At 46.5% G+C, this 25,629-nt stretch carries 21 protein-coding genes; 9 read left to right on the top strand and 12 right to left on the bottom strand.

Going from position 1 to position 25,629, the window contains the following annotated elements; translation table 11 throughout:
* Window positions 1–9 precede the first annotated feature (9 nt).
* Window positions 10–1,938, bottom strand: coding sequence for a B12-binding domain-containing radical SAM protein (locus AYW76_RS03430; protein WP_067215796.1), 1,929 nt, complete (start codon window positions 1,936–1,938; stop codon window positions 10–12).
* Window positions 1,939–2,184: 246 nt separating this feature from the next.
* On the opposite strand from AYW76_RS03430, the gene AYW76_RS03425 reads away from it, so the two are divergent.
* Window positions 2,185–3,783 carry a methyl-accepting chemotaxis protein gene (locus AYW76_RS03425; protein ID WP_231872538.1) on the top strand — a complete coding sequence of 533 codons (1,599 nt, stop codon included), beginning with the start codon at window positions 2,185–2,187 and terminating at the stop codon, window positions 3,781–3,783.
* A 91-nt stretch (window positions 3,784–3,874) separates the two neighbouring features.
* On the opposite strand, the gene AYW76_RS03420 is transcribed toward AYW76_RS03425, so the two are convergent.
* Genes AYW76_RS03420 through AYW76_RS03410 form a run of 3 tightly spaced genes read right to left on the bottom strand, consistent with a single transcriptional unit; the run spans window position 3,875 to window position 7,548 of the window.
* Complete coding sequence (locus tag AYW76_RS03420) at window positions 3,875–5,314, bottom strand: amidase (RefSeq protein WP_067215789.1); 1,440 nt, start codon at window positions 5,312–5,314, stop codon at window positions 3,875–3,877.
* 47 nt (window positions 5,315–5,361) lie between these two features.
* Window positions 5,362–6,582 carry an MFS transporter gene (locus tag AYW76_RS03415; protein ID WP_067215786.1) on the bottom strand — a complete coding sequence of 407 codons (1,221 nt, stop codon included), beginning with the start codon at window positions 6,580–6,582 and terminating at the stop codon, window positions 5,362–5,364.
* A gap of 12 nt (window positions 6,583–6,594) precedes the next feature.
* On the bottom strand, window positions 6,595–7,548 hold the full coding sequence (locus AYW76_RS03410; protein ID WP_067215782.1) for a SphA family protein: 954 nt from the start codon (window positions 7,546–7,548) through the stop codon (window positions 6,595–6,597).
* Between the two features lie 301 nt (window positions 7,549–7,849).
* Here AYW76_RS03410 and AYW76_RS03405 point away from each other — a divergent pair, with 301 nt between their 5' ends.
* The gene (locus tag AYW76_RS03405; protein ID WP_067215779.1) at window positions 7,850–8,233 is read left to right on the top strand and encodes a VOC family protein; all 384 of its coding nucleotides are present in this window, start codon (window positions 7,850–7,852) and stop codon (window positions 8,231–8,233) included.
* 76 nt (window positions 8,234–8,309) lie between these two features.
* Here AYW76_RS03405 and AYW76_RS03400 read toward each other — a convergent pair whose 3' ends face one another.
* Window positions 8,310–8,966, bottom strand: coding sequence for a nitroreductase family protein (locus AYW76_RS03400; protein WP_067215775.1), 657 nt, complete (start codon window positions 8,964–8,966; stop codon window positions 8,310–8,312).
* 157 nt (window positions 8,967–9,123) lie between these two features.
* Between AYW76_RS03400 and AYW76_RS03395 the strand changes: the two genes are divergently transcribed.
* Window positions 9,124–10,059, top strand: a complete 936-nt coding sequence (locus AYW76_RS03395; RefSeq protein ID WP_067215772.1) for a LysR family transcriptional regulator — start codon at window positions 9,124–9,126, stop codon at window positions 10,057–10,059.
* Between the two features lie 4 nt (window positions 10,060–10,063).
* Here AYW76_RS03395 and AYW76_RS03390 read toward each other — a convergent pair whose 3' ends face one another.
* Both AYW76_RS03390 and mtgA read right to left on the bottom strand, forming a co-directional pair.
* Window positions 10,064–11,344, bottom strand: a complete 1,281-nt coding sequence (locus AYW76_RS03390; protein WP_067215769.1) for a hemolysin family protein — start codon at window positions 11,342–11,344, stop codon at window positions 10,064–10,066.
* Between the two features lie 191 nt (window positions 11,345–11,535).
* Complete coding sequence (mtgA, locus tag AYW76_RS03385; RefSeq protein ID WP_067215767.1) at window positions 11,536–12,213, bottom strand: monofunctional biosynthetic peptidoglycan transglycosylase; 678 nt, start codon at window positions 12,211–12,213, stop codon at window positions 11,536–11,538.
* Window positions 12,214–12,401: 188 nt separating this feature from the next.
* Between mtgA and AYW76_RS03380 the strand changes: the two genes are divergently transcribed.
* Entirely contained in the window at window positions 12,402–13,808 is a 1,407-nt protein-coding gene (locus tag AYW76_RS03380; RefSeq protein WP_067215763.1) for an SLC13 family permease, read from the top strand.
* A 15-nt stretch (window positions 13,809–13,823) separates the two neighbouring features.
* Here AYW76_RS03380 and AYW76_RS03375 read toward each other — a convergent pair whose 3' ends face one another.
* The gene (locus AYW76_RS03375) at window positions 13,824–14,591 is read right to left on the bottom strand and encodes a M90 family metallopeptidase (protein ID WP_067215760.1); all 768 of its coding nucleotides are present in this window, start codon (window positions 14,589–14,591) and stop codon (window positions 13,824–13,826) included.
* A 151-nt stretch (window positions 14,592–14,742) separates the two neighbouring features.
* Window positions 14,743–15,783, bottom strand: coding sequence for a zinc-dependent alcohol dehydrogenase family protein (locus tag AYW76_RS03370; protein WP_067215758.1), 1,041 nt, complete (start codon window positions 15,781–15,783; stop codon window positions 14,743–14,745).
* A gap of 141 nt (window positions 15,784–15,924) precedes the next feature.
* Here AYW76_RS03370 and AYW76_RS03365 point away from each other — a divergent pair, with 141 nt between their 5' ends.
* A complete protein-coding gene (locus AYW76_RS03365; RefSeq protein ID WP_067215754.1) occupies window positions 15,925–16,386 on the top strand; it encodes an Lrp/AsnC family transcriptional regulator in 462 nt (153 codons plus the stop codon).
* A gap of 136 nt (window positions 16,387–16,522) precedes the next feature.
* On the top strand, window positions 16,523–17,794 hold the full coding sequence (locus AYW76_RS03360) for an O-acetylhomoserine aminocarboxypropyltransferase/cysteine synthase family protein (protein WP_067215751.1): 1,272 nt from the start codon (window positions 16,523–16,525) through the stop codon (window positions 17,792–17,794).
* Between the two features lie 78 nt (window positions 17,795–17,872).
* Here AYW76_RS03360 and AYW76_RS19490 read toward each other — a convergent pair whose 3' ends face one another.
* The gene (locus AYW76_RS19490; RefSeq protein ID WP_067215747.1) at window positions 17,873–19,180 is read right to left on the bottom strand and encodes a methyl-accepting chemotaxis protein; all 1,308 of its coding nucleotides are present in this window, start codon (window positions 19,178–19,180) and stop codon (window positions 17,873–17,875) included.
* Between the two features lie 352 nt (window positions 19,181–19,532).
* Window positions 19,533–20,837, bottom strand: coding sequence for an alginate export family protein (locus tag AYW76_RS03350; RefSeq protein ID WP_231872537.1), 1,305 nt, complete (start codon window positions 20,835–20,837; stop codon window positions 19,533–19,535).
* A 492-nt stretch (window positions 20,838–21,329) separates the two neighbouring features.
* Between AYW76_RS03350 and AYW76_RS03345 the strand changes: the two genes are divergently transcribed.
* The 3 genes from AYW76_RS03345 (at window position 21,330) to AYW76_RS03335 (ending at window position 24,766) form a co-directional block, all read left to right on the top strand.
* Window positions 21,330–21,812, top strand: coding sequence for a hypothetical protein (locus tag AYW76_RS03345; RefSeq protein WP_067215744.1), 483 nt, complete (start codon window positions 21,330–21,332; stop codon window positions 21,810–21,812).
* The gene (locus AYW76_RS03340; protein WP_067215742.1) at window positions 21,805–23,751 is read left to right on the top strand and encodes an EAL domain-containing protein; all 1,947 of its coding nucleotides are present in this window, start codon (window positions 21,805–21,807) and stop codon (window positions 23,749–23,751) included. The genes AYW76_RS03345 and AYW76_RS03340 overlap by 8 nt, the downstream gene beginning before the upstream one ends.
* Before the next feature lie 265 nt (window positions 23,752–24,016).
* A complete protein-coding gene (locus AYW76_RS03335; RefSeq protein WP_067215739.1) occupies window positions 24,017–24,766 on the top strand; it encodes a metal-dependent hydrolase in 750 nt (249 codons plus the stop codon).
* Here the strand turns inward: AYW76_RS03335 and AYW76_RS03330 are convergent.
* Window positions 24,752–25,618, bottom strand: a complete 867-nt coding sequence (locus AYW76_RS03330) for a LysR family transcriptional regulator (protein WP_067215735.1) — start codon at window positions 25,616–25,618, stop codon at window positions 24,752–24,754. The genes AYW76_RS03335 and AYW76_RS03330 overlap by 15 nt on opposite strands.
* Between the last annotated feature and the right edge of the window lie 11 nt (window positions 25,619–25,629).

Here is a 25,629-nt window from a genome sequence, read left to right as displayed (position 1 = left end):
ATCCTTGAGTTAAGTACTGGCAATCAAGTTGCTAAACGCTTTGCTGATCAGGTCTTTTTTTACGGTAGGGCGTGCGACTGACTGGTCAAACCAGAAACTCAGCGACTGATCAAAGCCGATGCCATGCATGTAGTTATACAGAGCTTTGCGAAGGCCGTTGCCCAGCATGTCATGATCAACGTTCGTTGGATCGAAGAAGTCCACATCATTTTCAGCAAATAACGTGTCAGGGCGCTCCGCTAAGGTGATACCATATTCTTCTGGGTTGATACCGATAGGGCTGTGAATGGTCGCCGCAAAGCGGTGCCAGTAAGCTGACTGGAAGCAGCCTTGAGACATCATTTGACGCACCATTTCGAGAGCGTCGACGGTTTCTTGTTCAGTTTGAGTCGGGAAACCGTACATCAGATACGCGTGTACTAAGATGCCGGCATCGCTGAAGCCTTTGGTGACACGGGCGACTTGCTCCACGCTAACGCCTTTTTTCATCAGTTGTAGTAAACGATCCGAAGCGACTTCCAATCCGCCACTGACGGCGATACAGCCTGAGTCCGCCAGTAGTTGGCATTTTTCAGGCGTGAAGGTTTTTTCAAAGCGAATGTTGCCCCACCAGCTAATCACCACACCGCGTTCGATCAGGCGCTCGGCCATCGCAAACAGCGCTTTCGGTGGCGCGGCTTCATCGACAAAGTGAAAGCCCGTTTGGCCGGTTTCTTCGATCAGTTGCTCAATCCGATCCACTAGGATATTTGCGCCAGCGTAGTCGTAGCGTTCGATGTAGTCGAGGCTCACATCACAGAAGCTGCATTTTTTCCAGTAACAACCGTGGGCAATGGTCAGTTTGTTCCAGCGACCATCGCTCCAAATACGGTGCATCGGGTTGAGCATCTCACATAAAGCTAAATACTCGCTCAATGGCAGGCCATCGTATATTGGCGCACCGACTTCCGTTTGAGGAATATCATGTAGGGCCTTGTTGTCATTGAAATAGACAAATGGCTCGCCGTCTTGATCTTCGGCTAAGAAGTAGGTACGTACCAAGTCGTCAACGTCACGTTTGCCATCAAAATATTCCAGCAAGGTCATAAAGGGACGTTCGCCATCGTCGACACAGATAAAGTCTACGAACTCAAAGACCCGGGTGTCTTTCAGTGCGCGCAGCTCGGTATTGATAAAACCGCCGCCCATGACGATCGGTATATCGGGATTGATCTCTTTACAGGTTTGCGCAATGCGCAATGCACCGAGCATATTGCCGGGGAACGGCACAGTCAATGCAATGACGCTGGGTTGAGTTTCTTCTAAGTAGGCTTCAACAAGCTGCTCAAGGATCTCTGAGCTGAACGTCGATTCTGACATGAGGGTGTTATACAGATCATCAAAGCTTGGGTTCGCCGCCGCTAAGCGTTCGCCATAACGGCTGACTTCAAAGTAAGGGTCGACGCCTTGAGTAATCACCGCCGATAGATCATTGATAAACAAGGTCGCCAAGTATTTGGCTTTGTCTTGTACACCTAAGTCGCCAAAGGCTTTTTTTAGCACATCGCCAGACACTGCTTCCATTTGTTCAATAACATCGAACGCTGGCCCTTCTGGTAGAAAACGACGCGTATTAATGCGCATGGCAAGGCTAGGGTCTTTACCTTGTAAGAACCGAATCGCGGGCTCGACACACAGACGATAGCGATCAAACTCAGCTAAAAAAGTAAATATCGCATCCGGTAGCTCATCGTCTTCAAATTGTTCGAAATTATCCTCCACATGTTGGCGCATGATGTCTAAACCTTGTTGCGTCATCATTTCCAAAAACAGTTCAATAGCTGGGTCTCGCTGCACCGCCTCATACCCTTGGGCGCGTAAAAAACCGGTCAGATACGCTGTCGCTGGATACGGCGTATTCAGTTGCGTCATGGGAGGAGTCATTAGAAGAACAGTCATGGGTTACCTTGAAATGCAGAGCATATAGAAATAGGCCGCTATTTTAGCACTAAACATGCGAAATAAACCGTGCGCTTTCTTGTGTTTTATTAGGTTAAGTAGTTCTATAAGTGGAACTAATATAACGGATGACGCTGGTTGTCTTGTTAGTGATTAAAGTAATAAAAATGTCACTGACAAAATAGCGTGAAGACATCATTTCTCAGGCAGTATCGATGAAGGGAATACGCTATGAACAGGTTTTCAATGAGAACAAAATTTACGATATTGACCTCCTCAATTATCTTCGTCTTTTTGGTTGCTCTTATCGTCATTAAGTCAAAAAGTACGGATTTGGCCAATAGTTTTCAGCGGTTTTATAGTGAAAACCATTCCGTATCGGTTAACTTAGAGCGTATTAAAGAAACCCAAGTGGACATTGTGTTAAATGTCAGAGGGTTACAAATTGGGTACTTGTTGTCATTAGACAACCAGATTCCACCTTATTTAAAAACCATCAATGAAGCGTATGCCAAAACGCCTGGGTTGTTTCAGAATCTAAAGTCAGATTATTCAGGGGATGCGCAAGCGCTAAAAGCGTTAGACGTGTTGGTTAAAGACTTTCAGGCCAAAACCAAAACGTTTGTATCAACGATGCAAAATACACCGGATCACAAAGCGCCTTTCCCTGTGTTCTCAGCGTTCATGAATTCTTATACTGCGTTAATGGATGAGTTTGAAGGCTTTTCAGAAGCGAATGATAGTGCTGTAGCCGCGGCTAAAAGTGACACCGAAAGCTTAATTTCAGAAATTGAATGGAGTTTCTGGGGGGCGATCATTTTAACGCTTATCGTATCGCTGTCCTTGAGCTATGCCATTTCTGGTAGCATCGTAAGACGTATCCAAAGCGTAAGAGCTGCCGCTCAAGAAATGGCAAAAGGTCATTTAAACAAACCTGTAGACGTGAACGGTGATGACGAAATTGCAGATTTAGGGCGCGCAATCAATGCCTCTACTGAGCATTTACGTTCTGTGATCACGAATATATTGGGCGCAGTAGACGCCGTTAACAAAAACAGCCTAGGTGTGCTGCAAGCCAATAAAGAAGCAGGTAAACGCTCGACGGATATTATGGACAACACCGAGCTTGTTGTCGTGGCGTTAGAGCAAATGTCAGCGAGTAACCGCAGTATTTCCGAGAGCACGCAGGACTCTTCTGAAGCCGCAAACGGCATACGCAGCGTTGCGCAAAACAGTCTTACCACCGCCCATAAAACGCTGTCTGAAACAGATAATTTGGTAGCGACGTTAAATGAAACCAATGTGGCGGTGACGGAACTGCGCAGTGAAACCAATAATATTGAAACCATTCTAGGTGTTATTCGCGGCATTTCAGAGCAGACCAACTTGCTGGCTTTGAATGCGGCCATCGAAGCGGCGCGTGCCGGGGAAACTGGCCGTGGATTCGCGGTTGTTGCTGACGAAGTTCGCGCGTTAGCGCAGCGCTCACAAGACAGTGTGAATGAAATTGAAGCGCTGCTATCGAAGTTGAACAAATCTAGCCAACGAGCAGTAAGCCAAATGGGAAATAGTTTGACGCTAGTGGATAGCTCACGCAAAAGCGTGTCTGAAAGCAATGAGCTAACTCGGGATATTTTGGCGCGTATTGAACGCATTTCTGAGCAAGCTAATCAAATTGCATCTTCAGTCGCTGAGCAAATTTCGGTGACGGATGATATTAATCACAAGATGCATTCAGTGCGTGATCTGACGCAGCGCAATGCGGAAGAGGGCAAAAGCTCCGGTCAGAGTGTGATGAACAGCAGTGCGGATGTGAAGAAGCAATTAGAGTTCTTTAAAATCTAGCCTGTAGTCAGATCTCTCATAAAGCGCCAGTCATACAAGAAAGCCGCCTAACGTTGGCATCGTAGGCGGCTTTATCATTTTAGCTATTAAATTACTTTGAACGTGCGTTAGTGGGTGGGATGTTATTGGCCCAAGGCTGGGCTTGTTCTAGCTGTGCTGCCAGTTGCAATAAGGTGGATTCCTCACCAAAGCGGCCGACAAATTGTGACCCAAGAGGTAAGTTATTTTGAGTCCAGTACAGCGGCACCGACATTGCCGGTTGTCCAGTCGAGTTAAAGACCGCCGTGAAAGGGCAGTAACCATGGGATTGTTGAATAAATTCGTCTAATGACGCATTTGCATCTAGTGTACGAATGTCGCCGATTTTAGGCGGCTCTCGTGTTAGCGTAGGTGTTAATAACACATCAAACTTCTGCATGAAACCGGCCATTTCTCGACCTAATCGATGAAAATGCTCAATGGCTTGGGTGTATTTTACGGCACTGATATTACCCCGTTCACGTAAAATTATACGTGTTCCAGCTTCCAGCTCTTCATCCTTGACTGGCGCACCGCGCATGTCACCCAGTAATTGCACATAGCTCAATGTATTGGGTGCGATCACATCAAAAGCGCTGCTGAAAAATGACGGTAAATCGACCGGAAACTTAACGATTTCAACCGAGTGCCCTAGGCTTTCACATAGCTTGGCGGTATGTCGAACACTGGCGAGGGCTTCCGCAGAAAGAGCCCATGGACCAGCATCTTCCACTAAAGCAATGCGTAATGGTTTGACAGTCTGTTGCAAGGAATTAAGGTAAGACATTTGTTGTGTTGGTGCGGCATACGGCGCGCCTAAATCTGCACCTGACACGACATCAAGTAATGCCGCGCTGTCTCGAACGGAAATCGTTAGAGCGTGGACACAGCCCATTCCGCCCCAGCCTTCACCGACTAATGGACCACTGGGTGCCAAGCCCCGGCTTGGTTTTAAACCAAATAAACCACAGCAAGACGATGGCACACGAATCGAGCCACCGCCATCGTTGCCATGCGCAAAAGGCACCACACGAGCGGCCACGATCGCCGCGGCACCGCCGCTCGAACCGCCGGCGCTGTGATCCAAATTCCATGGGTTACGGGTAGCGCCAAAGCGGGTTGATTCAGTCGTGTATGAAATACCAAACTCAGGCGCTGTAGAGGTGCCAATAAAACGCAAACCAGAGGCTCGAAGGCGTGATACTACCGAGTCATCCAAACCTGGACGGGCTTCGCCCAGTGCGAGTGAGCCATTGCTCATACGTGCTTCTTGCATTGGCGCGAAGAGATCTTTGACCAAAGTAGGTACGCCTTCAAAAGCACCGGTTGTGGCTGGTGCTTCACGAGCGCTGTCGTACAGTTTTTCGGCTACCGCATTAATACTCGGATTCACTTTCTCTAGGCGCTCAATACTGGCCTCTAGAAGTTCTTTTGGCGTTACTTCTTTCTTTTTGACCTGTTCGGCCAATGCTATGCCGTCACATTGGTCCATCAGTGAATGAATGTCTTTCATACTATTACCTACTAAATCGTTGCTGAAATGCGCAATTTAGCGCCGCATTACACGGCACTGTCGCTGTTTACGGGGGTGCTGCCACCGACAAAAAGTTTGGATACGATCCAAAGCGCCGAGACGAAAAGGCTGGCGCACGCTAAATATGTAATGGCGCTGACAAGATCTGTTTGCGTGATGCCGATGATCATTCCGACGATAATAGGGCTGATAAATTGGCCTAAGTACAATGCCGACGTAAAGCCACCAATCCCACGACCACGAACCGCATCGGGTAAGGCATTCATCACCGACGCCATGACGTTTGGCACCATGATTCCGGCGCCAATGCCATGAATACATACCGCAAATAACACATCGTTGTAGGTCTTGGCGCTGGCCAATAGCCACAGACCAACGGCTAACAGAGCCATGAGCAACGCATTACAGCCATATAAACCAATCAAGCGTCGTAGTAGTGGCCACGTTAGCGATCCACCTAGTGTCGCAAGAAGGCCCAAACCTGCTGACAGACCGATTTTAGTCGTCGATGTCACGCCGATGGCGACGAGTAAGGCAGGTGCCTGAACGGGGACGATGAAATTCAGTACCATACCGCCCAAAATCATAAGGTAGCCTACAATCAAGGGGGTAAAGGCCACGCGTGCATCAGGATCAGCCGGTGGTAAGTATTCGCGGTTTTTCTTAGGTTCCCATAAGATTTTTGCCATAAAGGGAACCAGCAATAGTGGCCCTAAGTACAAATAGAAAGGTGTGCGCCATGACTCTTCACCCAAGACACCGCCAATGACGAAGAAAATGGAGCCGACAATACCAATCGAGACCACTTGGAAGTTAACAAACCGGAACCGTTCCTCCCCATGCCAGTAGTCGGCGATTAAAGCGGTACAGCACGTCATGATGACGGCTTCGGCACAGCCAAATAAGAAACGAGAAATGACGATATCGTTTAGGTCTGTTTGCAAAGCCGGTAAAGCGCCTAGCAGGGCATACAGAATGGTTGCGATGATCAGCATCGCTTTGCGTCCCAAACGGTCTGATAGCCAGCCTGCAAACGGCGCAAAGAGCGCAATCGCTAAGGCTGGGCCGGTTACTGCCAGCGGTAGTAATGTGCCCGCATCAGGGTTGAGTGGACCAAATTCTTGGCCCATCTTTGGTAACATGGGCGCGACCATAACAGAGCCCATGATGGTTAAGCTGCTTCCGAGTGCGATGAGAATACCTTCGCGTCCAGCGGTCGCTTTTCTAACGATAGTTTGATCAGTCATTACGGCTTCCCCCTAGAATGAATGCGCGACACGGACGGCTACGTTATAGCCTTCTGTACGATTCTTTGCATCGAACTCTTTGTAAGCATGGAACAGCACGGTTGGTTTGCCCGGAGAGAAGTAACTGATAGCAGGCCCTAATGCTAAGACTTCAAGCTTGTTGCCATCGACAATTGGCTGACCAGCGTAGTTGCTGCCAGTTTTGTCGTCGGTTAGCTGGCGGTAATAATAGCCACCTAAGCCCACAGTCCATTCATCGACATGTTGGCCTACAGCAAACTCATGGCGAAATTCCAAACCATTTTTGTAATCCGTATCGTCATTTCTAGTGCTGATGTCTAACTGGAAGTTTGAGGAAACCTCGAAGCCACTTTGGCTGATGTATGAGAAAGCCGCGCTTGGTGTGAAAACCCAATGGTTTAGACCCGGAGAAATGAAACGGTTTTGATCGTAGTCACCAGTGGGGGCTTGAATAGCAAACTGGGTATTGAATGCCATATTGGGCGCGGGATTCCAACCTAACATAAGTGGAATGAATTGAATATCACCGAGCTTAAAGAGCTCAGCGCTGTCCTCAAACACGGTACCGACACCCGGTACAGAAACTGAGATGCTGCCATCCATTCGTAAGAATGGAACAATGGCAGAGTAGCCATAACGTCCGCCTAATATTTCCGTATCTGTCATATTCAAATACACAGCTGACACCGACAGGACGTCTAAATTGAAGTCTTGTCCTGGTGTGCTGTCACCATTGTTGTTGGCCAGCTTGTCAGCACTGTAAACATTGATACGTGTTGCGATGGTGCCGTTTTCAGTCGCTGGTGGTAAGTAACCTGCGCCAAAATCATAAACGCCTACGGCGGTAGAAGGGGATCCACTCTCAGTGGCAGAGGCTAAGGCGGAGAAGGTAAGTGCCAGTGTCAAACCAGCATATTTATAATAGGGGGGTTCTATCTTTTTCATGGTGCGCTCCTAATGTGATTTTTTTAGTTTTTTTAATCAACAATTTCACATTACAGCGAATAAAAAGGCAGGCGTTAGCCAATATTAGCAAACTTTATGCAAGCGAATTACTGTGTTGGGCATGATGAGAACCTCAAAATTTGTCGAAAAAACACTCAATTCGTGACGCATTCGAACGTCATTAACGGGTGGCGATAGTGCTTTGTAATCGAGGAAAGAATAGGGTTGAAAGCTAGGCAGATAGACAATTCAGCAAGGCTGTAGCAGAGTGTCAGTACTCCCATCCAAAGAGGAATATTAAATGTTCAGTCATGTAATGCTCGGCGCGAATGATATAGAAAAGTCAAAAGTGTTTTACGATGCGATCTTATCGGTATTGGGTTATAACGAAGGTTTTTACGATCATAAAGGACGCTGTGTGTACCTTAGTGATGAGTCGGTGTTTCTGCTGACTACGCCTATTGACGGTGAGCCTGCGACGCATGGTAATGGTATGACAATTGGTTTCAAAGCCAGCAGTCCCGAATTAGTCGATGCGTGGCACGCAGCGGGTAAAGTCAATGGCGGTGAGCCGATTGAAAACCCACCGGGTGTTCGTCAAAGCGGCGATCGACAACTGTATCTGGCGTATTTACGAGATCCTGCGGGTAATAAAATCTGTGCGATGCATAAGGTGTCAGGCTAATTAGTTCAACACTTGATGTAATGAAAAGAGGGCTAATCTAAGCCCTCTTTTTTATAACAGCAAGTTTGTTCGCCTGTTACAGAACGTGTATGACTTGATGCGATGCTAGGCGGGATTTTGGCAGTGGTGCGTTGTAGTCATTTTCGTCACTGCGATAACCCATGGCCAGTGCAACATCACAGCGATAACCGCGCAGTTCATCTGCGAACAATTCACTTAGCATCTCATGATCAACGCCTTCCATGGGAGTAGAGTCAATGCCTAAGCGCGCTAAAGTATGCAGCGTGTTGCCCAGCGCTAAATACGTTTGAGCTTTGGTCCACGTTTCCGTATTACCTTCAGCGTCTGTATTCAGCTCAGCAAAGGCGAACGCTCCGAATGCCGCTTCACGATTCGCCTCATGAGTGCGACCAGCCTCAATATCTTGCTCAATGACTTTTGCGTAGTCATCTCGTGTGTAATGGGTTTTATGCGCAAATAGCACGATATGGGATGCCGCTTTAACGTGTTTCTGATTGAATTGAAATTTATTCACAAATGAGTCGTGTAAACGCTGCTTAGCGGCATCGCTTTCAATCACAATAAACTTCCATGGCTGCGAATTAATGGATGAAGCAGATAGACGTAATGCTTCATAAATAACTGTTAGATCTGCTACTGGTATGCGTTTTTTCGCATCGTAGAGTTTTGTGGTATAGCGTTTCGATAAATCAGAAATAATAGGGTGGGTCATAGTGAGCCTCAATTATTCAGTGTTCTAGCAAGACAGATGCTTTGAAAGTTAGGCTATGCTAAGGAATTCACTTGATTATAAAAATAGGCTAATAGTTGAAATTTTATCAAAAATAAATTGATAATAAGTTTCTGGCACACATTGGGTATAAACGTCCATGCAAATCCAAGATCTAGAAGTAGTCTTAAAAGTCGCAGAGCTTGGCAGCATTACGGCTGCGGCTAAGCAGCTGGACATGCAAACGGCTACTGCCAGCGCGGCCGTAAAGCGTGTCGAAGCCTATATAGGGGCCGAATTATTTATTCGTACGACACGTCAGCTGCGTCTTTCTAATGTTGGAGAGCGGTATATTCCGCAATGCCAACAAGCTTTGATGGGGCTAGATCTAGCGAGGCAAGCGGTACATCAAGAGCAAGGTATTATCAGCGGTGAGGTCCGTGTCGCGGTGTCATCAGATTTAGGCCGTAACCTAGTTATGCCTTGGATTGATGATTTTCTTGAAGCACACCCACAAGTGTCAGTTCGTGCGCATTTGAGTGATAGTAATATCGACTTTTATCGTGATGCGTTGGACATCGCAGTACGCTATGGCGCACCGCCTGATTCCAGTCTATATGGTTTTAAAATTTGTGATGTGCCACGTGTTTTGTGTGCTAGCCCAGAGTATCTGAGGCGACACGTTGAACCGCAAACACCGAGTGAATTGAAGCACCATAATGGCTTGTTTTACCAACTGCAGAACATCTTGAATGACACATGGCAATTTTATGATGAGCAAGGCGTATATAAGGTAAAACCGAACTCAAATCGTTCGGCAAACGATGGCGAGTTAGTTCGGCGCTGGTGCGTTGCCGGTAAAGGTATTGCAGTCAAGTCGAGCTTGGATATCGCGGATGACTTGTTAACAGGCAAGTTGATTCCGGTGATGCAAAACTATCAAGTAACAATGGGAGAGCTTTGGCTTATATACCCAAGCCGCCAAACGATCACTCCCACCATTCGTTTATTGCGAGATATGTTTCGTGAGCGAACCCACGCACTGCTGTCTGCATTGATAGAACGTGAGTTATTGTCAAAAGAGGCTTTGTCATAGCTATTTACACTGGTAGACGCGTTACCAGTAGCTGTTCAACGCGTACCCCTTCTAAGTCCAACACTTCAAACTTATAGTTTTCATGGATAAATGAGTCTGTACGTTTGGGTAGGCGTTTCAATTTATAAATAACAAAACCAGCAATGGTTTCGTATTGATTACGGTCGGGAAACTCATCAATCTCAAGGCTTCGCATGACATCAATAATCGGGGTCAAGCCCTCGATTAACCATGAGGCTGCGTCGCGTTGAACGATTTGTTCAGCGTATTGTGGTGTGATTAAGTCGCCCATAAAACTGCTGAGTAAGTCTTTTACGGTGACTAAGCCCACTACGGTACCGTATTCGTTGACCACAACGGCAAACGGTTGCGGTGCGATTTTAAAGGCATTAAGTGCTTCCGAAAGGGTCAAGGTTTCGGGCAAATAGAACAAATCTTTTTCAACTTGAGACGGCAGAATAGAGGCTTTCTCGCCTTTTAACACCATACGCAAAATTTCTTTCGATTCGATCACGCCGAGTATTTTGTCGAGATTGCCATCACATACTAAAAAATCGTTATGAGGATGCTCGATGATCTTCTGACTAATGTCTTCACTGCTTTCATTGGCATCGAAATAAATAATTTGATCACGGGGCGTCATAGCGCTGCCGATGGTCAAAGTGTCCAGTTCAAACACATTACCGATCAGCTGATACTCTTGTTTTTGCAAGCTGCCATCTTCGGCACCTGCGTCCATCATCGCGACGATATCTTCAGTGGTGACTAATTCCTCTTGCTTTGTTGGTAAGTTCAACAAGCGTAAAACTGCATTGGTGAATCCATTAAAGAAAAAGACCAATGGCATTAATAAAAACGTTATCCAGCGCATCGGTGTGACCACTCGTATTGCAACAGCTTCAGGCATTATGATGGCCAAGCGTTTGGGTAACAAATCTGCGAAAAGAATAAACAACGAGGTGAGTGTTAAGAATGAAAGAATAAAGCTGATTTGGTCGAGTAATGGCCCTTGATAAACCATTATTACCAACTCTTTCATATAGGGCGTTAGAGCTTGCTCACCCACAATGCCGCCAAGAATTGAAATCGCATTCAGAGCAATCTGAATCATGGCAAAAAAAGCACCAGGGTTTTGCTGTAACGCGAGCACGGCTTGCGCTTTTTCGTTGCCGTCCTCAATCATCACTCGCAGCTTAATTTTACGTGCTGCCGCCATACCGATTTCAGACATGGCGAAGAGCGCGCCAAATATAACCAACAGACCAATACCAAAGAAATCACCCATTACGGCCCCTCACTTGCACGATGTTAAACCGTGCTTGGGGCAGTGCTTTGAGACGGCGCTGGTGTCCATTGACGGCGTTTTCATTATGAAAACTCGCGCATTATAGAAGTAAATTGCGGCTATGCAATGCTTATTTTATAACCAAGCAAGAAACGTTTTAAGGCGCTTGGAGTGCATGAGTGAGTGAACACTTAATTTAAAATAGCGGATAAATGTTGTGCGCTTAATTGATCCATTTGACGTTCTATCCAAGATCCGCGCTCGCGTAGTGGGTCGCTAAGGCTATTAGGGTTGCGGGTTCGAGGACTTGGTAATAGAACAGCAAGACGAGCGGCTTGGCGTGGCGTAATGTTCCGCGCAGAGCGACCAAAGTAATGTTGACTCGCTGCTTCTACACCATAGATACCTCGGCCAAATTCAGCAATGTTTAAATACACTTCTAAGATGCGCTGTTTGCCCCAAATAGCTTCTAAGCCAAGCGCTAAACCGGCTTCCAACCCTTTACGAATCAGGCTTCGACCTGGCCATAGAAAAACATTTTTTGCCGTTTGTTGAGTGATCGTGCTGGCGCCGCGTAAACTTTCGCCATCGCCGTAATCATGTAAAGCATTGCTGATGGCTTTGACATCGACACCAAAGTGATTGGGGAAGCGTTGATCTTCTGATGCGACCACCGCTAAAGGCAGGTATGTCGGCAGTTCATCAATAGGTACCCATTTTTGAGTCACCGGATAAGGGCTTTGTAACATGAAAGCGGTCGTCGGCAGCGGAACAAAGCGAAACAGCAGTAATACCAGCACCAGTAATAGCAAGACTTTCCAAAAAATGGACCAAATCCAACGAATCACACCACGTTTACGTTTTGCCATTTCATCCTCGGTAAAAGAAAGTAGCCACCTATTTGTTGACATCATAACAAGTTTTGGCTGTGCACAATGTTGAAGAGTTTGCGACGGCCAATACCCTTAAATGAATAAGAGTTGTTAGTAATTGAATGAGTGTCAATCATCATTGTTGTTATGGTGTAGACACGATAACAACAAAAAAGGAAAAATGGATGTCGGTTGAGCAGAACAAAACTGAGGTTAATTCGTTTTGGCCAGTGTTAGGAATAACGCTGGTATCAGCGTTGATCGCTGTTATTGGAACTTTGTTTTTACCTTCAATACAAGCGGCGATGCTAGGAATATTGATTCTATGTGCTGCCTTGTGGGCGACTTCCTATGTACCAGAATACTGGCCTGCCGTGGCGCTGTTTGGATTGATTACCGTAACGCAGATTGCTCCCGGCAGTGTTGTATTATCAGGGTTTACTTCATCTACATTCTGGTTATTGTTCAGCGGTATGGTCTTTGGCGCTGCGATTCAGTTCACGGGGCTAAATCATAAAGTCGCTCGCTTGTTGATTCAGATATTAGGGCAGCGTTATCGCAGTGTCATCACTCGTACCGTTATGTTCGGCTTGTTTTTGGCATTTTTGATTCCGTCAGGGATTGGGCGAGTGGTGTTATTGATCCCTATAGTGGTCGCTATTGCTGATCAGCTAGGTTATCAAGAAGGCTCAAAAGGGCGTTACGGTATTCTGTTGGCGGCCGCTTTTGGTACCTTTCTACCATCTTTTTCTATTTTGCCCGCTAATGCCCCCAATATGTTGTTATCGGGTATCAATGAAGCCTTGTACGGCAACACGTTGTCCTATTGGGATTATTTGGTGCTGCATTTTCCGGTGTTAGGGCTTGCCAAAGCGCTGGTCGTGATTGCAGTGATCTTGTGGTTGTTCCCAGCTCAAGACCCTAGCCATTCAGTGAAACAGCCTCAGTCAAACACGTCAGAGCCGATATTCAACGCGAAAGAAAAGCAACTTTTACTGGTTTTGATTGCCTGCTTTTGTGCTTGGTTTACCGATAGCTTGCACCATATTTCTCCCGGTTGGATTGGGTTGATAGCGTGCTCGGTATTGCTCTGGCCAAACGGTGGCTTTACCAGTAAGCAATGTTTGAGTAAGGATTTGAACTATGGGCCGTTATTTTTTGCCGCTGGGATCATCGGTCTTGGTGCGACCATTGCGTTCACGGGATTAGGCGATTCCATGGTGAATGCTTTAACGCACATCGCGCCGTTTAAAGAAGGCGCTCATGTTCTGAATTTAGCTTTGGTAACCGCCATATCGTTATTGGTAGGGATCATCGCAAATTTATCGAGTATTCCGGCGATCATCACGCCCTTGGCAGCGGATTTAGCCGACATTACCGGGCTGTCAAGTTACGCCATCGTGATGTCAGAAGTGATGGCCTTTTCCACCGTATTGTTACCGTATCAAGCGCCTCCTCTGATTACCGCCATGGCGCTTGGTAAGCTACCACTGAGCATCGTGAGTAAAGTCTGCTTAATTACGTTTGTGATCACATTGTTTGTATTGCTACCGCTTAATATCTTATGGTGGCAAATCGTTGGCATGCTATAACCGCGTACGCTTCGTTTACAGCGGTTTTTGACGGTAAAACTGACACAGCAAGCGGTAGACGTCGGGTAAATGGCTGTCTAAGGCTTGAGGGTCTTCGAAAAAGGTTTCGCTACAGACGGCAAAGAACTCGGCGGGATTGGTGAGGGCGTATTCATCTAAAGGTAAAGACGCATGGTGCTGCCAGCGTTGTTCAAGTTGCTGCCATGCCGCGGTAAACACATCATGCCATTCACCGGCTTTCATTCCTAAGTGCATCGGCGGAGCGCCATTGGCACCGTCGCGCAGCATATCGAGCTTGTGCGCAAACTCATGAATCACTACGTTGCTGGCATGGCCATGGCGCCTGTGAGCGCCGCTGGCGCAGACCGATGCCCACGATAAAATCACTGGGCCGCGTAACCAGGCTTCGCCACTGAGCCCCGGCGCTTGATTATGAACGATACCATCGTCACTGATATAGGGTCGATTGGGGATGAAATCCCCTTGATAGAGGATCACTGTTTGCCAGTGATCGTACCAATTTAAACCAAGGTTAAGGATTGGCACACAGGCCATGGTGGCAATGCGTAAACACATCTCATCTGTGATGTCCGCATCGCCGCCTGGGGTGATGGTTTTATGAACTAAAAAGCGCAATGTGAGTTGATAAAGCTCATCGCGCTCGTCCCCTTGATAACGAGATAGCACTGGCCATTCGGTATTAGCGGCTTCCCATTGTTCTCGGGTGACGGGCAGCTGTTTGATCTTACGGTCTTCCCACCAGTGCGTGATTGTATCGAACATATTAACACCTAGTTTTATTGCAGTTGTAAGGCGATGAGCTTGTTAACCCTATAATAGTTCTCGTCTTGTTACGATGGCCGATAAAAGGAAAAGCCCCGCATATTAGGCAAGGCTGTTGTAGAATCAAGTAGGGCTACTGAGGCGGACGAAACTAGAAACGGGTGACAACGGTCACGCCAGGAGGATTAATAGTGTCAATGTTGGTCAAAGCATCAATCGATTCTTCAAGGCTAATGGTACGTCCGAGTAACTTTTCAGGGCTCAGTTTGCCTGTTTTAATCATAGAAAGCATGGCGTCATAGCGAAATGCTTGCATGCCATGACTGCCTAAAATTTCTAATTCGTGCGCAATAACCAAGTTCATTGGGATCGGCGGTGTGGCTTGTTCAGCAAGCAGTAAGCCCACCTGAATGTGTTTACCTAGTTTCTTTAAGCTCTTGATCGAGTTGATGCACGTGGATGGATGGCCGAGTGCATCCATCGAAACGTGTGCGCCACCCCGAGTGAGCTCTTTAATGGCTTCTGGAACATCGGTTACCGTACTGGCATTGATGGTGGCGTAAGCGCCTAACGATTTAGCCAGCTCAAGTTTGTCTTCGGTGACGTCTACGGCAATGACATTAGCGCCAATGCTGTTGGCGATCATAATGGCAGATAAACCTACGCCACCACAGCCATGTATGGCAACCCATTGTCCGGCGCTCACCTTGCCTTGATCGACGACGGCACGAAATGAGGTCACGAAGCGACAACCAAGGCTGGCTGCGGTGGTGAAATCAATCGTTTCTGGCAACGTAACAAGGTTTACATCGGCGTGATGAATGGTGACGTACTCGGCAAAGGATCCCCAATGAGTGAAGCCAGGCTGAGTCTGGTTACCACATACCTGATGATTGCCTCCATGACATTCAGGGCAGGAGCCACAACCGCTTACAAAAGGTACTGTTACACGGTCACCGATGTTAAATCGTTTGACATCCTTACCCACGGCTTCAATGACGCCAGCAAATTCATGTCCAGGTACATGTGGCAGAACGATATCAGGATCGTGCCCCATCCAGCCATGCCAATCACTGCGACACACACCAGTCGCTTCGACTTTGATGACCACACCGTGATTTTCAGGGGTAGGGTCATCAACGGTCATAATTTTAGGGGGTGCTGTAAAGCTTTCATACACCACTGCTTTCATAGAAGTGCTCCTATAGAGTAATCAAAATATAATAAATAGCGTACGCTCATTGACAGAAATAACGTTGCTTATTTAGTTAAATAATGGGGTTTTTATGGAATAGTATTTTTAAAATATGATTTTTATGAGGGAGTTCTTTCAATGAGTGGTTTGGATAGAGTGGATGCGAAGATTGTTCAACGCATGCAAAAAGATGGAAAGTTAAGTAATACCAAACTTGCCAGTGAGCTGGCATTGAGCGAAACAGCCTGTTGGAGGCGCTTGAAACGGCTTGAAGAAGAGGGCGTAATTACCGATTACCAAGCAAACTTAGATCGTCGAAAATTAGGCTTTGGCGTCATGGCGTTTGTGCAATTGACCTGTAATCAGCACGACGCTGAAACGACAGAGCGATTTGAACGCACTATTGAGCAGTGCGAAAATGTCATGGCGTGCCACAATACCACTGGTGAGGCAGACTTTCTTTTACAAGTGGTGGCAATAGACTTAGACGATTACAGCCGTTTTGTTGATCAAGTATTACGCAAGCTTCCTGGCGTGTCCGCGATCTCTTCGAATATCTCATTACGAGAGCTAAAGTCATCAACACGGCTGCCAGTCTAGTTGTATAAGGATGGCAATGCTTCTTCAATTTGGTTGGAAAATGACCATGACAGCCCCCGCGAATTGGGATAACGTCTGAGTGGAAAAAGTAACGACTTTCGACAACATATTGATTAAAAATAACAAAGGACTCGCTATGAAATTTGAATCTCTAGCCCTTCACCATGGCTATACCTCAGAAGCAACCACCAAAGCTGCCGCTGTACCGATCTATCAAACCACGTCCTACACATTTGACGATACGCAGCACGGCGCAGATCTGTTTGATCTGAAAGTGGCTGGCAATATTTACACACGTATCATGAACCCAACGAACGCCGTTCTAGAAGAACGTGTGGCTGCATTAGAGGGTGGCATTGGTGCACTAGCAGTTGCTTCAGGTATGGCAGCGATTACGTATGCAATTCAATGTATCGCAGAAGCTGGTGATAATATCCTGAGTACGAGTCAGCTGTATGGCGGTACGTACAACCTGTTTGCGCATACTTTTCCTAAGCAAGGAATCGAAGTGCGCATGATCTCTCACGATGACTACGCGGGTTTTGAAGCGGCAATTGATGACAAAACAAAAGCCATCTTCTGTGAGTCAATTGGCAACCCTGCGGGTAATGTTGTCGATATTGAGCGCTTAGTTGCCGTGGCACACAAACATGGCATTCCTGTGATTGTCGACAACACTGTCGCGACGCCTTACCTATGTCGTCCATTTGAACTTGGTGCAGACATTGTGGTGCATTCCCTAACAAAATATATGGGCGGCCACGGAACCAGTGTGGGTGGCGTGATTGTCGACTCAGGAAAGTTTGATTGGAAAGCAAACAGCCAACGTTTCCCAGCATTAAATGAACCAGATCCGTCTTACCATGGTGTTGTCTACACCGACGCTCTAGGTGAAGCGGCTTATATTGGTCGTTGTCGTGTGGTGCCATTACGTAATACTGGTGCGGCATTGTCACCTCAAAACGCCTTCTTGATTTTGCAAGGCATTGAAACGCTCGGTTTGCGTATGGAGCGTCATTGTGAGAATGCGGAGAAAGCCGCCGCGTTTCTGCAGCAGCATGAAAAAGTAAGCTGGGTAAACTACGCAGCCCTACCGGACAGCCCTTACTACGAAACGTGTCAGAAGATTACTCACGGTAAAGCGTCAGGTATCATCAGCTTTGGTATCAAAGGTGGCCTTGAGGCCGGTGGTCGTTTCATCGATGCGTTGCAAATGATCTTACGATTGGTAAATATTGGCGATGCGAAATCCCTTGCCTGCCATCCAGCTTCGACGACACACCGCCAGTTGAATGCGGAAGAGCTCAAAAAAGCGGGTGCGAGTGAAGACATGGTGCGCTTGTCGATTGGCATTGAGCACATTGATGACATTATTGCGGACATCAGCCAAGCGCTTGATGCAGCTTAAACGCACTCTTTCTTTGTGTGAATGAAAAAACGAGTGGCTCCCAATGATTTGAGAGGCGCTCGTTTCTCGTTTTGCGTACTAGTCAGACGACTGAACTAAATCGCCAACGACGTGAGACACATGCTCCGCGCCTTTGAGAATTTCATCGATAATGCCCGATGCTTCACGGATATTTTCTGAGCTGGTCTGCACCTGAGCGTTCACTTTAATCATGCTCTCTTTGGCTTTGGCAACGAGCTGGGTATTTTTATTCACCATATCGTTAATTTCATCCGTTGACTTGCTGGTTCGAGCCGCAAGAGTACGTACTTCATCAGCGACTACAGCAAAGCCGCGTCCATGTTCACCTGCGCGCGCCGCTTCAATGGCTGCATTCAAGGCAAGTAAGTTGGTTTGATCGGCAATCGAGCCAATGGTATCAACAATCTTAGAAATCTCTGCTGATTGATGATTAAGGTCTTCAATCAGCTTGCTAGAGGTCTTTACATCTTCGACGATGCTTTCTGAATTCGTCACCGTATCTTTCAGGATGGTTGCACCGCGTTCCGATACCTGAGCGGTTTCGACGGAGGTGCTGTGTGCCACTTCAGCGGCGCGCTGAATAGAGAGCTGCTTGTTTACGCGATCGGTAATGTCCGTCGCAACCTTAACAACCTTAGTAACTTTGTGTTCATTGCTCCAAACGGGGTTATAAGTGGCTTCAATCCAAACGATATCGCCATTTCTACGCTGACGTTTAAACAGACCAGATTTGATTTCGCCTTGTGATAGCTCTTTCCAAAAGTTTGGGTTTTCTTGATAAAACTCGTCAAAACAAAACTCTTTATGATGCTTTCCAGGAAGCTCTTTCTCACTACTGTAACCCAGTGCATGGGCAAAGTTTGCGTTCGCTTGAACGACTGTGCCATCTGGGGTGAATTCGATGATGGCATTGGATTTATCTATGGCATCAATTAATGAGCCACGCGCTAAATTTCGTTCATAGGCTTCTGTGATATCCGCTGCGATTTTAAAGACTTTGATGACTTTATTATCCGAGAAGATCGGAAAGTAGGTCGCTTCAATCCAGAGGTCGCTGCCATCTTTTCGACGGCGCAGAAATGTACCTGAATGGCTTTCGCCTCGCGCGAGGGTTGACCAAAAAGAAGTGTAGTCTTTCGCGTTTGTGACGGCAGAAGGACACAAAGTACGGTGATGTTTGCCTTTGATTTCATCTAAGGAGTAGCCGATCGCGGACAAGAACAATGCATTAGCGTCTTCGATTTCGCCATCTGGAGAAAACGTAATAACGGGGCAAAACTTCTTCATCGATTCTATGATATCTGCACTGATATCCGAGCCTTTCATCGTCCCTGTATCGCGTGTTTTTGAAGACCTGAAAAACATTGACATACTCCTGTTGTGGCCGATAGCTTTTTCTTGTAACCGCCAATCCTGTAGTGTGAATAAGAAAATATATCGTACGTAGATTCACTATAGTTAAAATCTGATATACATCCAAGTTATATGTCGCAGGTCTTTTGGGTGTCTCGCATTCTGAAAAGAAGTTCATAACATACCTGTAACGTATGTCCATGATTTTAGTTTTAACGAAGAAATTTTAAACATATTCAGTGTGTCGAGTTGCAAGGTAATGTAAGCGATGCGTTACCGTATGTGAGTAGAATAGCCTTCTGGAGCTATCCAAGCATAGAAAAGCCTGCCGTACAGAAACTGGCAGGCTTGACGCTAAGTCAGACTAGAATGGAACAATTGCAATAATTTGACCGTATACATTGGTGTCGTTATCACCGAGCTGAACTGAGTTTTTGTTATCAGGCGAGTACAGTCCTACTAATGGACTGATAATCAGGTTCGATGCAACCACCCACTCGGCGTAGATGTCCAATTCTTGGGCATCCATCATACCACCGCTCGTACCACCGAAGTCGAAGAGCAGGGCGCCGACGGTCAGCGTGTCTGTTGGGTTGGCTTTGATGGCAATCTGCTGAATGTCTGAACCGGTATTAAATGGACCAGCGAAGTTGGCCGCAACCTCTCCTTGGAACCAAGTGCCGTAGCCGCGATTGAAACCATAGAAAAGCGGGTCAAATCCATCATCAAATTGAGCGTATCGGTAATTCACACTTGGCGACCAGGCCACATCGGAGAAGGTCCAACCCGCTTCTACATACCACGCGTCAGCATTGTCACCAGTGTCGCCACTTTCTTGAGTGACATATTCGCCAGACAAGAATAGATTCTCAACACCAGCATTACCTTGGTAACGCAGGCTGATGGTTTCTTGGCCGTCACGGGCATTATTACCTTCGGCATCTAAGCCCTTAATATACATGGTACCCAATGTACTTTCTGGGGTGACGTATTCGGCATTGATACCCGCTAGCTCCATTTTGTTTTGAGCGACGTTATCAGAATCTAGCCAGAAAACATCGGCGCGTGCGCCTTCACTGCCACCGATACGAACCACAGCGGTTTGATCGAACGCTTTACGTGGAGCAAGCCAGTAGCCGCCGCCACGGTTGAGGCTGCCATCGAAAGCATTACCAAAGTTCAGACCGTCACCATTGATTAGGAAACCATCGCCAATCACAAAGTTCTGTCGACCGAAAGATATGTCTAAACCATCCTGACCAAGCGCTGGCATCAAGTTGCCGGAGCGCCAGCCCACGAATGCGTCTTCAAGATCGGTTTCGCGCTCATTACCTTTCGAGAAACCGGCCGCGTCGCCGTCGCCCCATGTGCCGGAGGTAATAGCATTTAAGCCGCCGTATACGCTGGCTTTACTGTCTGCGTAGGTATGACTACCGGAAAAACCATATTTAATATATCCCTCTTTCCATGACGAGCTACCAGCTGACTTCTCACCAATCGTGCCGTAATTGTGGTCACTCGAAAACATACCGAATATGGCTTCTATGTCTAGATTCAGTTCTGTACCGTCTTGTTCATAGACGTTGTAAGCGCTTGCGGAGGTTGCCATCGCAGAGGCGATGATCACCGGCAAAACTTTCTTGGTCATGCAGTATTTGTAGTCATTCATGGTTGAGTCCTGAAGTTGAGTCCAAAGTGCGACACGTTATTCCAAGCTATTCAGCATCTTTTGCAAGAAAGCCGCAGGCTGTTTGAAACAAAACCTCACCATGGATAGGGGTGCTCGTGTCATCGCTTTATCGAAACTAGCAAATTCAACCGTGCTAATATCTATTCCTTTGGGGACATATTTGCTTAGTTCGCCATTATTTTTTACAAAATGAATGCACTTTTATGGCTTGGGTGAGGCTCGTTCTGCTTCCTAATTCGCCTGTTTTAAAAAGGGAGGTGTGGCTCGAAAAAGACAAGACGAAATAAATGCATTGTGCGCTTGCTATTAGGCAATGATTAACAGTTCTTGGCGTCGCGGCCAAAGTTGGCGCTCTATTTCTGTTCAGAGTATTATGATTTTCTCCGGTTGCCGATTACATGCTCCTATGCTTGGTAGCATCACTTTGTTTTTAAAGCTGACAGAAATATTAATTATTGAAAGGGAAAAAACATGTTGAAAGTACTTGAAAGCAGAATCCTTGTTTTTCTTCTAATCGCTACCTGTATGTCGGCAGCTGCTGCTGAACAAAGGCCAATTAAAGTAAGCACTTCAGACGGATCGATCACTTTTCTATTAACCAGTGATGTGCTTAGTACATTAGAAAACACCTCGTTTAATGCCACACTGCCAGCAACAGATGGGGCGGTTCGTCATGTAAGTGGCCCCTTGATTCGCGATGTTATTAAGGCCTCTGGTGCTCCGATGGGCGATCTTATTTTGAAAGCGTTTGATGGATACGAAGTCGTCTTACCTGCCTCTGATTATAAGAATATTGATGTGATTTTAGCCTATAAGATTGACGGTAAGCGCTTTAGCCTTAGAGAGCGAGGCCCAGCGTGGGTCGTTTATCCTAATGAAGCTTACCCTGAGTTGAAAGGCGAGTTATATGCGTCGCGCAGTGTTTGGCAAATGAGTGAGATCATCGTTGAGTAAAGTTAAGAATGCAGCCGCACTCAGAAGAAGCCTGTTCTTAGTCGGTGCGATTGCGCTTGTCACCTTATCGTTTGCAACCTTTCATGAAGTTGTGAAATTGCAGCAAGGAGTCGATCAGCCGCTTTATTATTCTTCTCGCTTGGAAGAAACCGGACGAATGGCCCGCGAAGCAGGGGAGTTATTTGATTACGCAGAGCAATACGCTCGCGGTTCGGATCAATATAGTTATGATGACGTGATCCTCGCATTGGATATTTTCTGGTCTCGGGTAAACTCGATTAATACGCGCAGCTATACAGAAGCCTTTGGCGATAAGGATATAGATTCAGTACTCATTCCTGAGCTGGCGAAGGCATTACCGTCTTTTGACGATGCAGTTCGCTCTTTAAAGTCGGGAGAGATTACATCCTACGAGCCGTTATACGATCTTAAAGTAAGGTTTTCTGAGCGGTTAGGCAAATTGGCTGAGTTTGCATGGAGTAGACGCACGCAAATGCAAACTCAACTGGCCGTCACTAATTTAAATATACTCTCCAGAATTCAGCATATCCAGTTTGGCTTTGTCGCGATTATCGTGCTCTTCCTAAGTTACGTTGTTTCCCAATTACTGATTACACGAAGATTGAATATCAAATTGCATAACTTGGTGGAGGAAAAGTCGACGTTATTATTGACCGACCCATTAACTCAGATCGCCAATCGCGATGGCTTTGAGAAATATGTTAATCAGTTAAGCGCTTTTGAAAAACCAGACTTTTCCATTGTTCTGATGGACTTAGATGGTTTTAAGGAAGTGAATGATGCACTTGGACACAGTGTCGGGGACCGTTTATTAAAAGATGTTGCTTATATTCTAAGTAGTCAGTCAGCAGGTGAGGGGTTAGCGTGCCGATTTGGTGGTGACGAATTTGCGTTAGTCGTACCGGGGGCATTGAACGCTGCAGAAGCTTGTGCGGAGCACATTAGAGCACGGGTAGAAGCACTAACCTTGGGTCAAGAATACCCTATTCGCTTTTCGATCAGCGCTGGCATATGTCATTGGAGTAGCTTGTCAGGGGATTGTAGTATCGACGAAATTCTAAGTTGTGCGGACTTTTCACTGTATTCTGCAAAAGAAATGGGTAAAAACCGTATTGTTATATTCCAAGCCAGTATGCAGGAGCAATACGCCTCACGTAAGTTGATTCACAGCCTTTTGCCAGTCGCCATAGCAGAACAAAAAATTGACGTACACTTTCAGCCGATAGTTGACTTGACAAAAGGCCGTGCCATTTTTGCGTTGGAGGCCTTAATTCGTTGGAATATAAGCGAAGGTCACCCTATTGAGACTAAGAAGCTGATTGAGGTTGCCGAGACCAATGGCCAGATTAAGGCGCTAACATGTTTAGTTTTACGACGTGCGCTGCGACTATCGAAACGTCTACATGAGAACAATCTAACCCTTAATATAGCGGTTAATTTCTCGGCGTTATTGTTGTCTGATCCGAATTTAGCATCAGAGATGACGGCGATCTTAGAAGAAGAGCGCGTTGAAGAAACTAACATTGTTCTAGAGCTTTCGAAATACGAAGAAATGGAAGGAAACAGTGTTTCTAATCGTAATCTGATTGCGTTGAGTAAAATGGGTTTTAATTTTTCGATCGATGACTTCGGTTGTACTTCTAGTAATATTCGTACGTTATTGGCAGTAGAAGATATTCGTTTCAAACTGGCAGAAGAGATTGTTCGTGACGTTGTTATTTCTAATACAGCCAGAGAGTTGTTACGTGGGCTGGTGAGCTTCATAAGTGCTTTTGATGCGATGATAGTCGCGGGTGGCGTTGATCAAGAAGAGCAAGCTCAGATCGTACAAGAGGTAGGTATTAGATATGCGCAAGGAGACTGCTTCTACTCTGCGTTATCAGAAGACGCAGCATTTGATTTGGTTACGAACCAATAGCCGCCGCTTTAGTGCCACTTGAGTTCATTTTTTATTAGTCACTTAACGAACACCTCGACCTATTATTGCTTAATAATAGGTTTCTTAGATCGACTTCTTTGTCTGTTTTTCTTCTGTGATTTGCCAGCTGTTTGTAAGATGACGTGAGACATGCATAGCAATTCAAGACGTCACAGAATGATTCCTGTAGTATGCGCCCACTAACGGGTTAGCCTCTCTAAAGCCTGTGTATCACCTGATAGAAACGCAATAAGGACATCGACCAATGGCCGATTTTAAAACCCACGTGACTGTGGCTGCTGCGCTCAGTGCACCGTTAGCTGCGAGTGCTTTTATAATGGGGTTTGCGACAACCAATGAAGCGATTTTTTATGCCTTGGCTGGTACGCTCGGCGGTTTATTACCTGATATTGATGCTGATGAATCTATTGCCATCCGGATAGTGTTTAGATTATTTGGCGCATTAATAGCAGGTCTAATGATTGCTTCAACGATGGATCAACTGCTGCCTTGGCAAGTGCTTGGTGTGGCAACAGTGGGTTATCTTGTGGTGCGCTTTCCAGTACGTTGGCTATTTGAGAAGCTTACGGTTCATCGAGGGGCGTTACACAGTGTCTTAGCGAATCTCTTTTTCGTTGCGGTGATCGTGCCCATCGTCTATCACTTGTTTGAGTTAGATGCGAAGACGGCGTGGGGCATTGGAGCCTTCGTTTTTTTAGGCGCGACCATCCATTTAATACTGGATGAAATGTACAGTATTGAACTGTCAGGTATGCGCATCAAACGCTCATTTGGCACAGCGCTAAAGTTGACCGATTGGAGCGAGCCACTGGCAACACTGGCCTTGGTTTTAGGGTGTGTTGTAGGCTATTGGCTTAGCCCCGATACCAGTGATTGGCAGCTAGCCCTCAGTTGGATACCCGAACCAGTACACTTAGTAGAATGGTTAGCTCAAGGGATGAATGGGCTGCAAGAGTTTATTCAGAAAACGAGCGCTAGATTACTGAATGCTTGAGCAGGCGGCTTGAATAATGGGTTCCAATGCGCGATTTTTTAAGTAGGTAAAATAGACAGGAACAGCTGATTTGACGGTCATAATCAGCTCGACCTCTTCCTCTAGGCGAGCTTCTTGTACAACATCCTGATGTAACAAGCCAACACCTACACCACCCGATATCAGCGTCCGAAGCACTTTTTCATCGTCCACGCGTATCAGCTGCTTAGGCGTGCTGCCTCGTTGTTGAAACAGAGCTTCCGCCAGTTTACCGCAGCAAGTCGAAGGGCTTGGTATCACCCATGTTTGTTGTGCCAAGTAACACCAATCTTGTTGTTTGGAACGGTCAAGCAGTCCTGCTGGTGCGACTAGGTCTACGCCGAATTGAGTCACTTGAATAACGTTTTGCTCTGGACGGGGGATGTCGCCTTCATTGTAAAACGTCACATCAAAGCGACCGTTAATAAGCCCAGCTTGAATATCTAGTGACGGCGCATGCAGGATATCCATCTGAATATCGGGGTAGCGTTCGGTTAAGCGACTGACCAGAGCACCTAAGGCTTGAGAGCTGGTATTGGCCGCCACACCAATGATGAGTTTTCCGCTGAGGCTGTGTTTGATTTGCTTAGCTTCGTCTAAAAAACGCTGGTGTGCCTGAAGGGTATGTTGCGCTTTAGGCAACAAACGCGTCCCGTCTTCCGTAAGCGTCATTCCGCTTGGCGTTCTTTCAAACAGAGAAACGCCTAATATCTCTTCCATCGCTTTAATATGTGCGCTGACCGCGGGTTGGCTTAGAAAAAGCAGCTCGGAAGCACGTCGAATGCTGCCTTCATTGGCTACGGAGGCAAAACTTTTAAGTTGATGAATATCCATATGCTTTCCTA

Source organism: Marinomonas gallaica (assembly GCF_001639745.1).
In the GTDB taxonomy this organism is placed as follows: domain Bacteria; phylum Pseudomonadota; class Gammaproteobacteria; order Pseudomonadales; family Marinomonadaceae; genus Marinomonas; species Marinomonas gallaica.
Note: the sequence above shows the minus strand (reverse complement) of the source record. Positions and strands in the feature narration are given on the sequence as shown.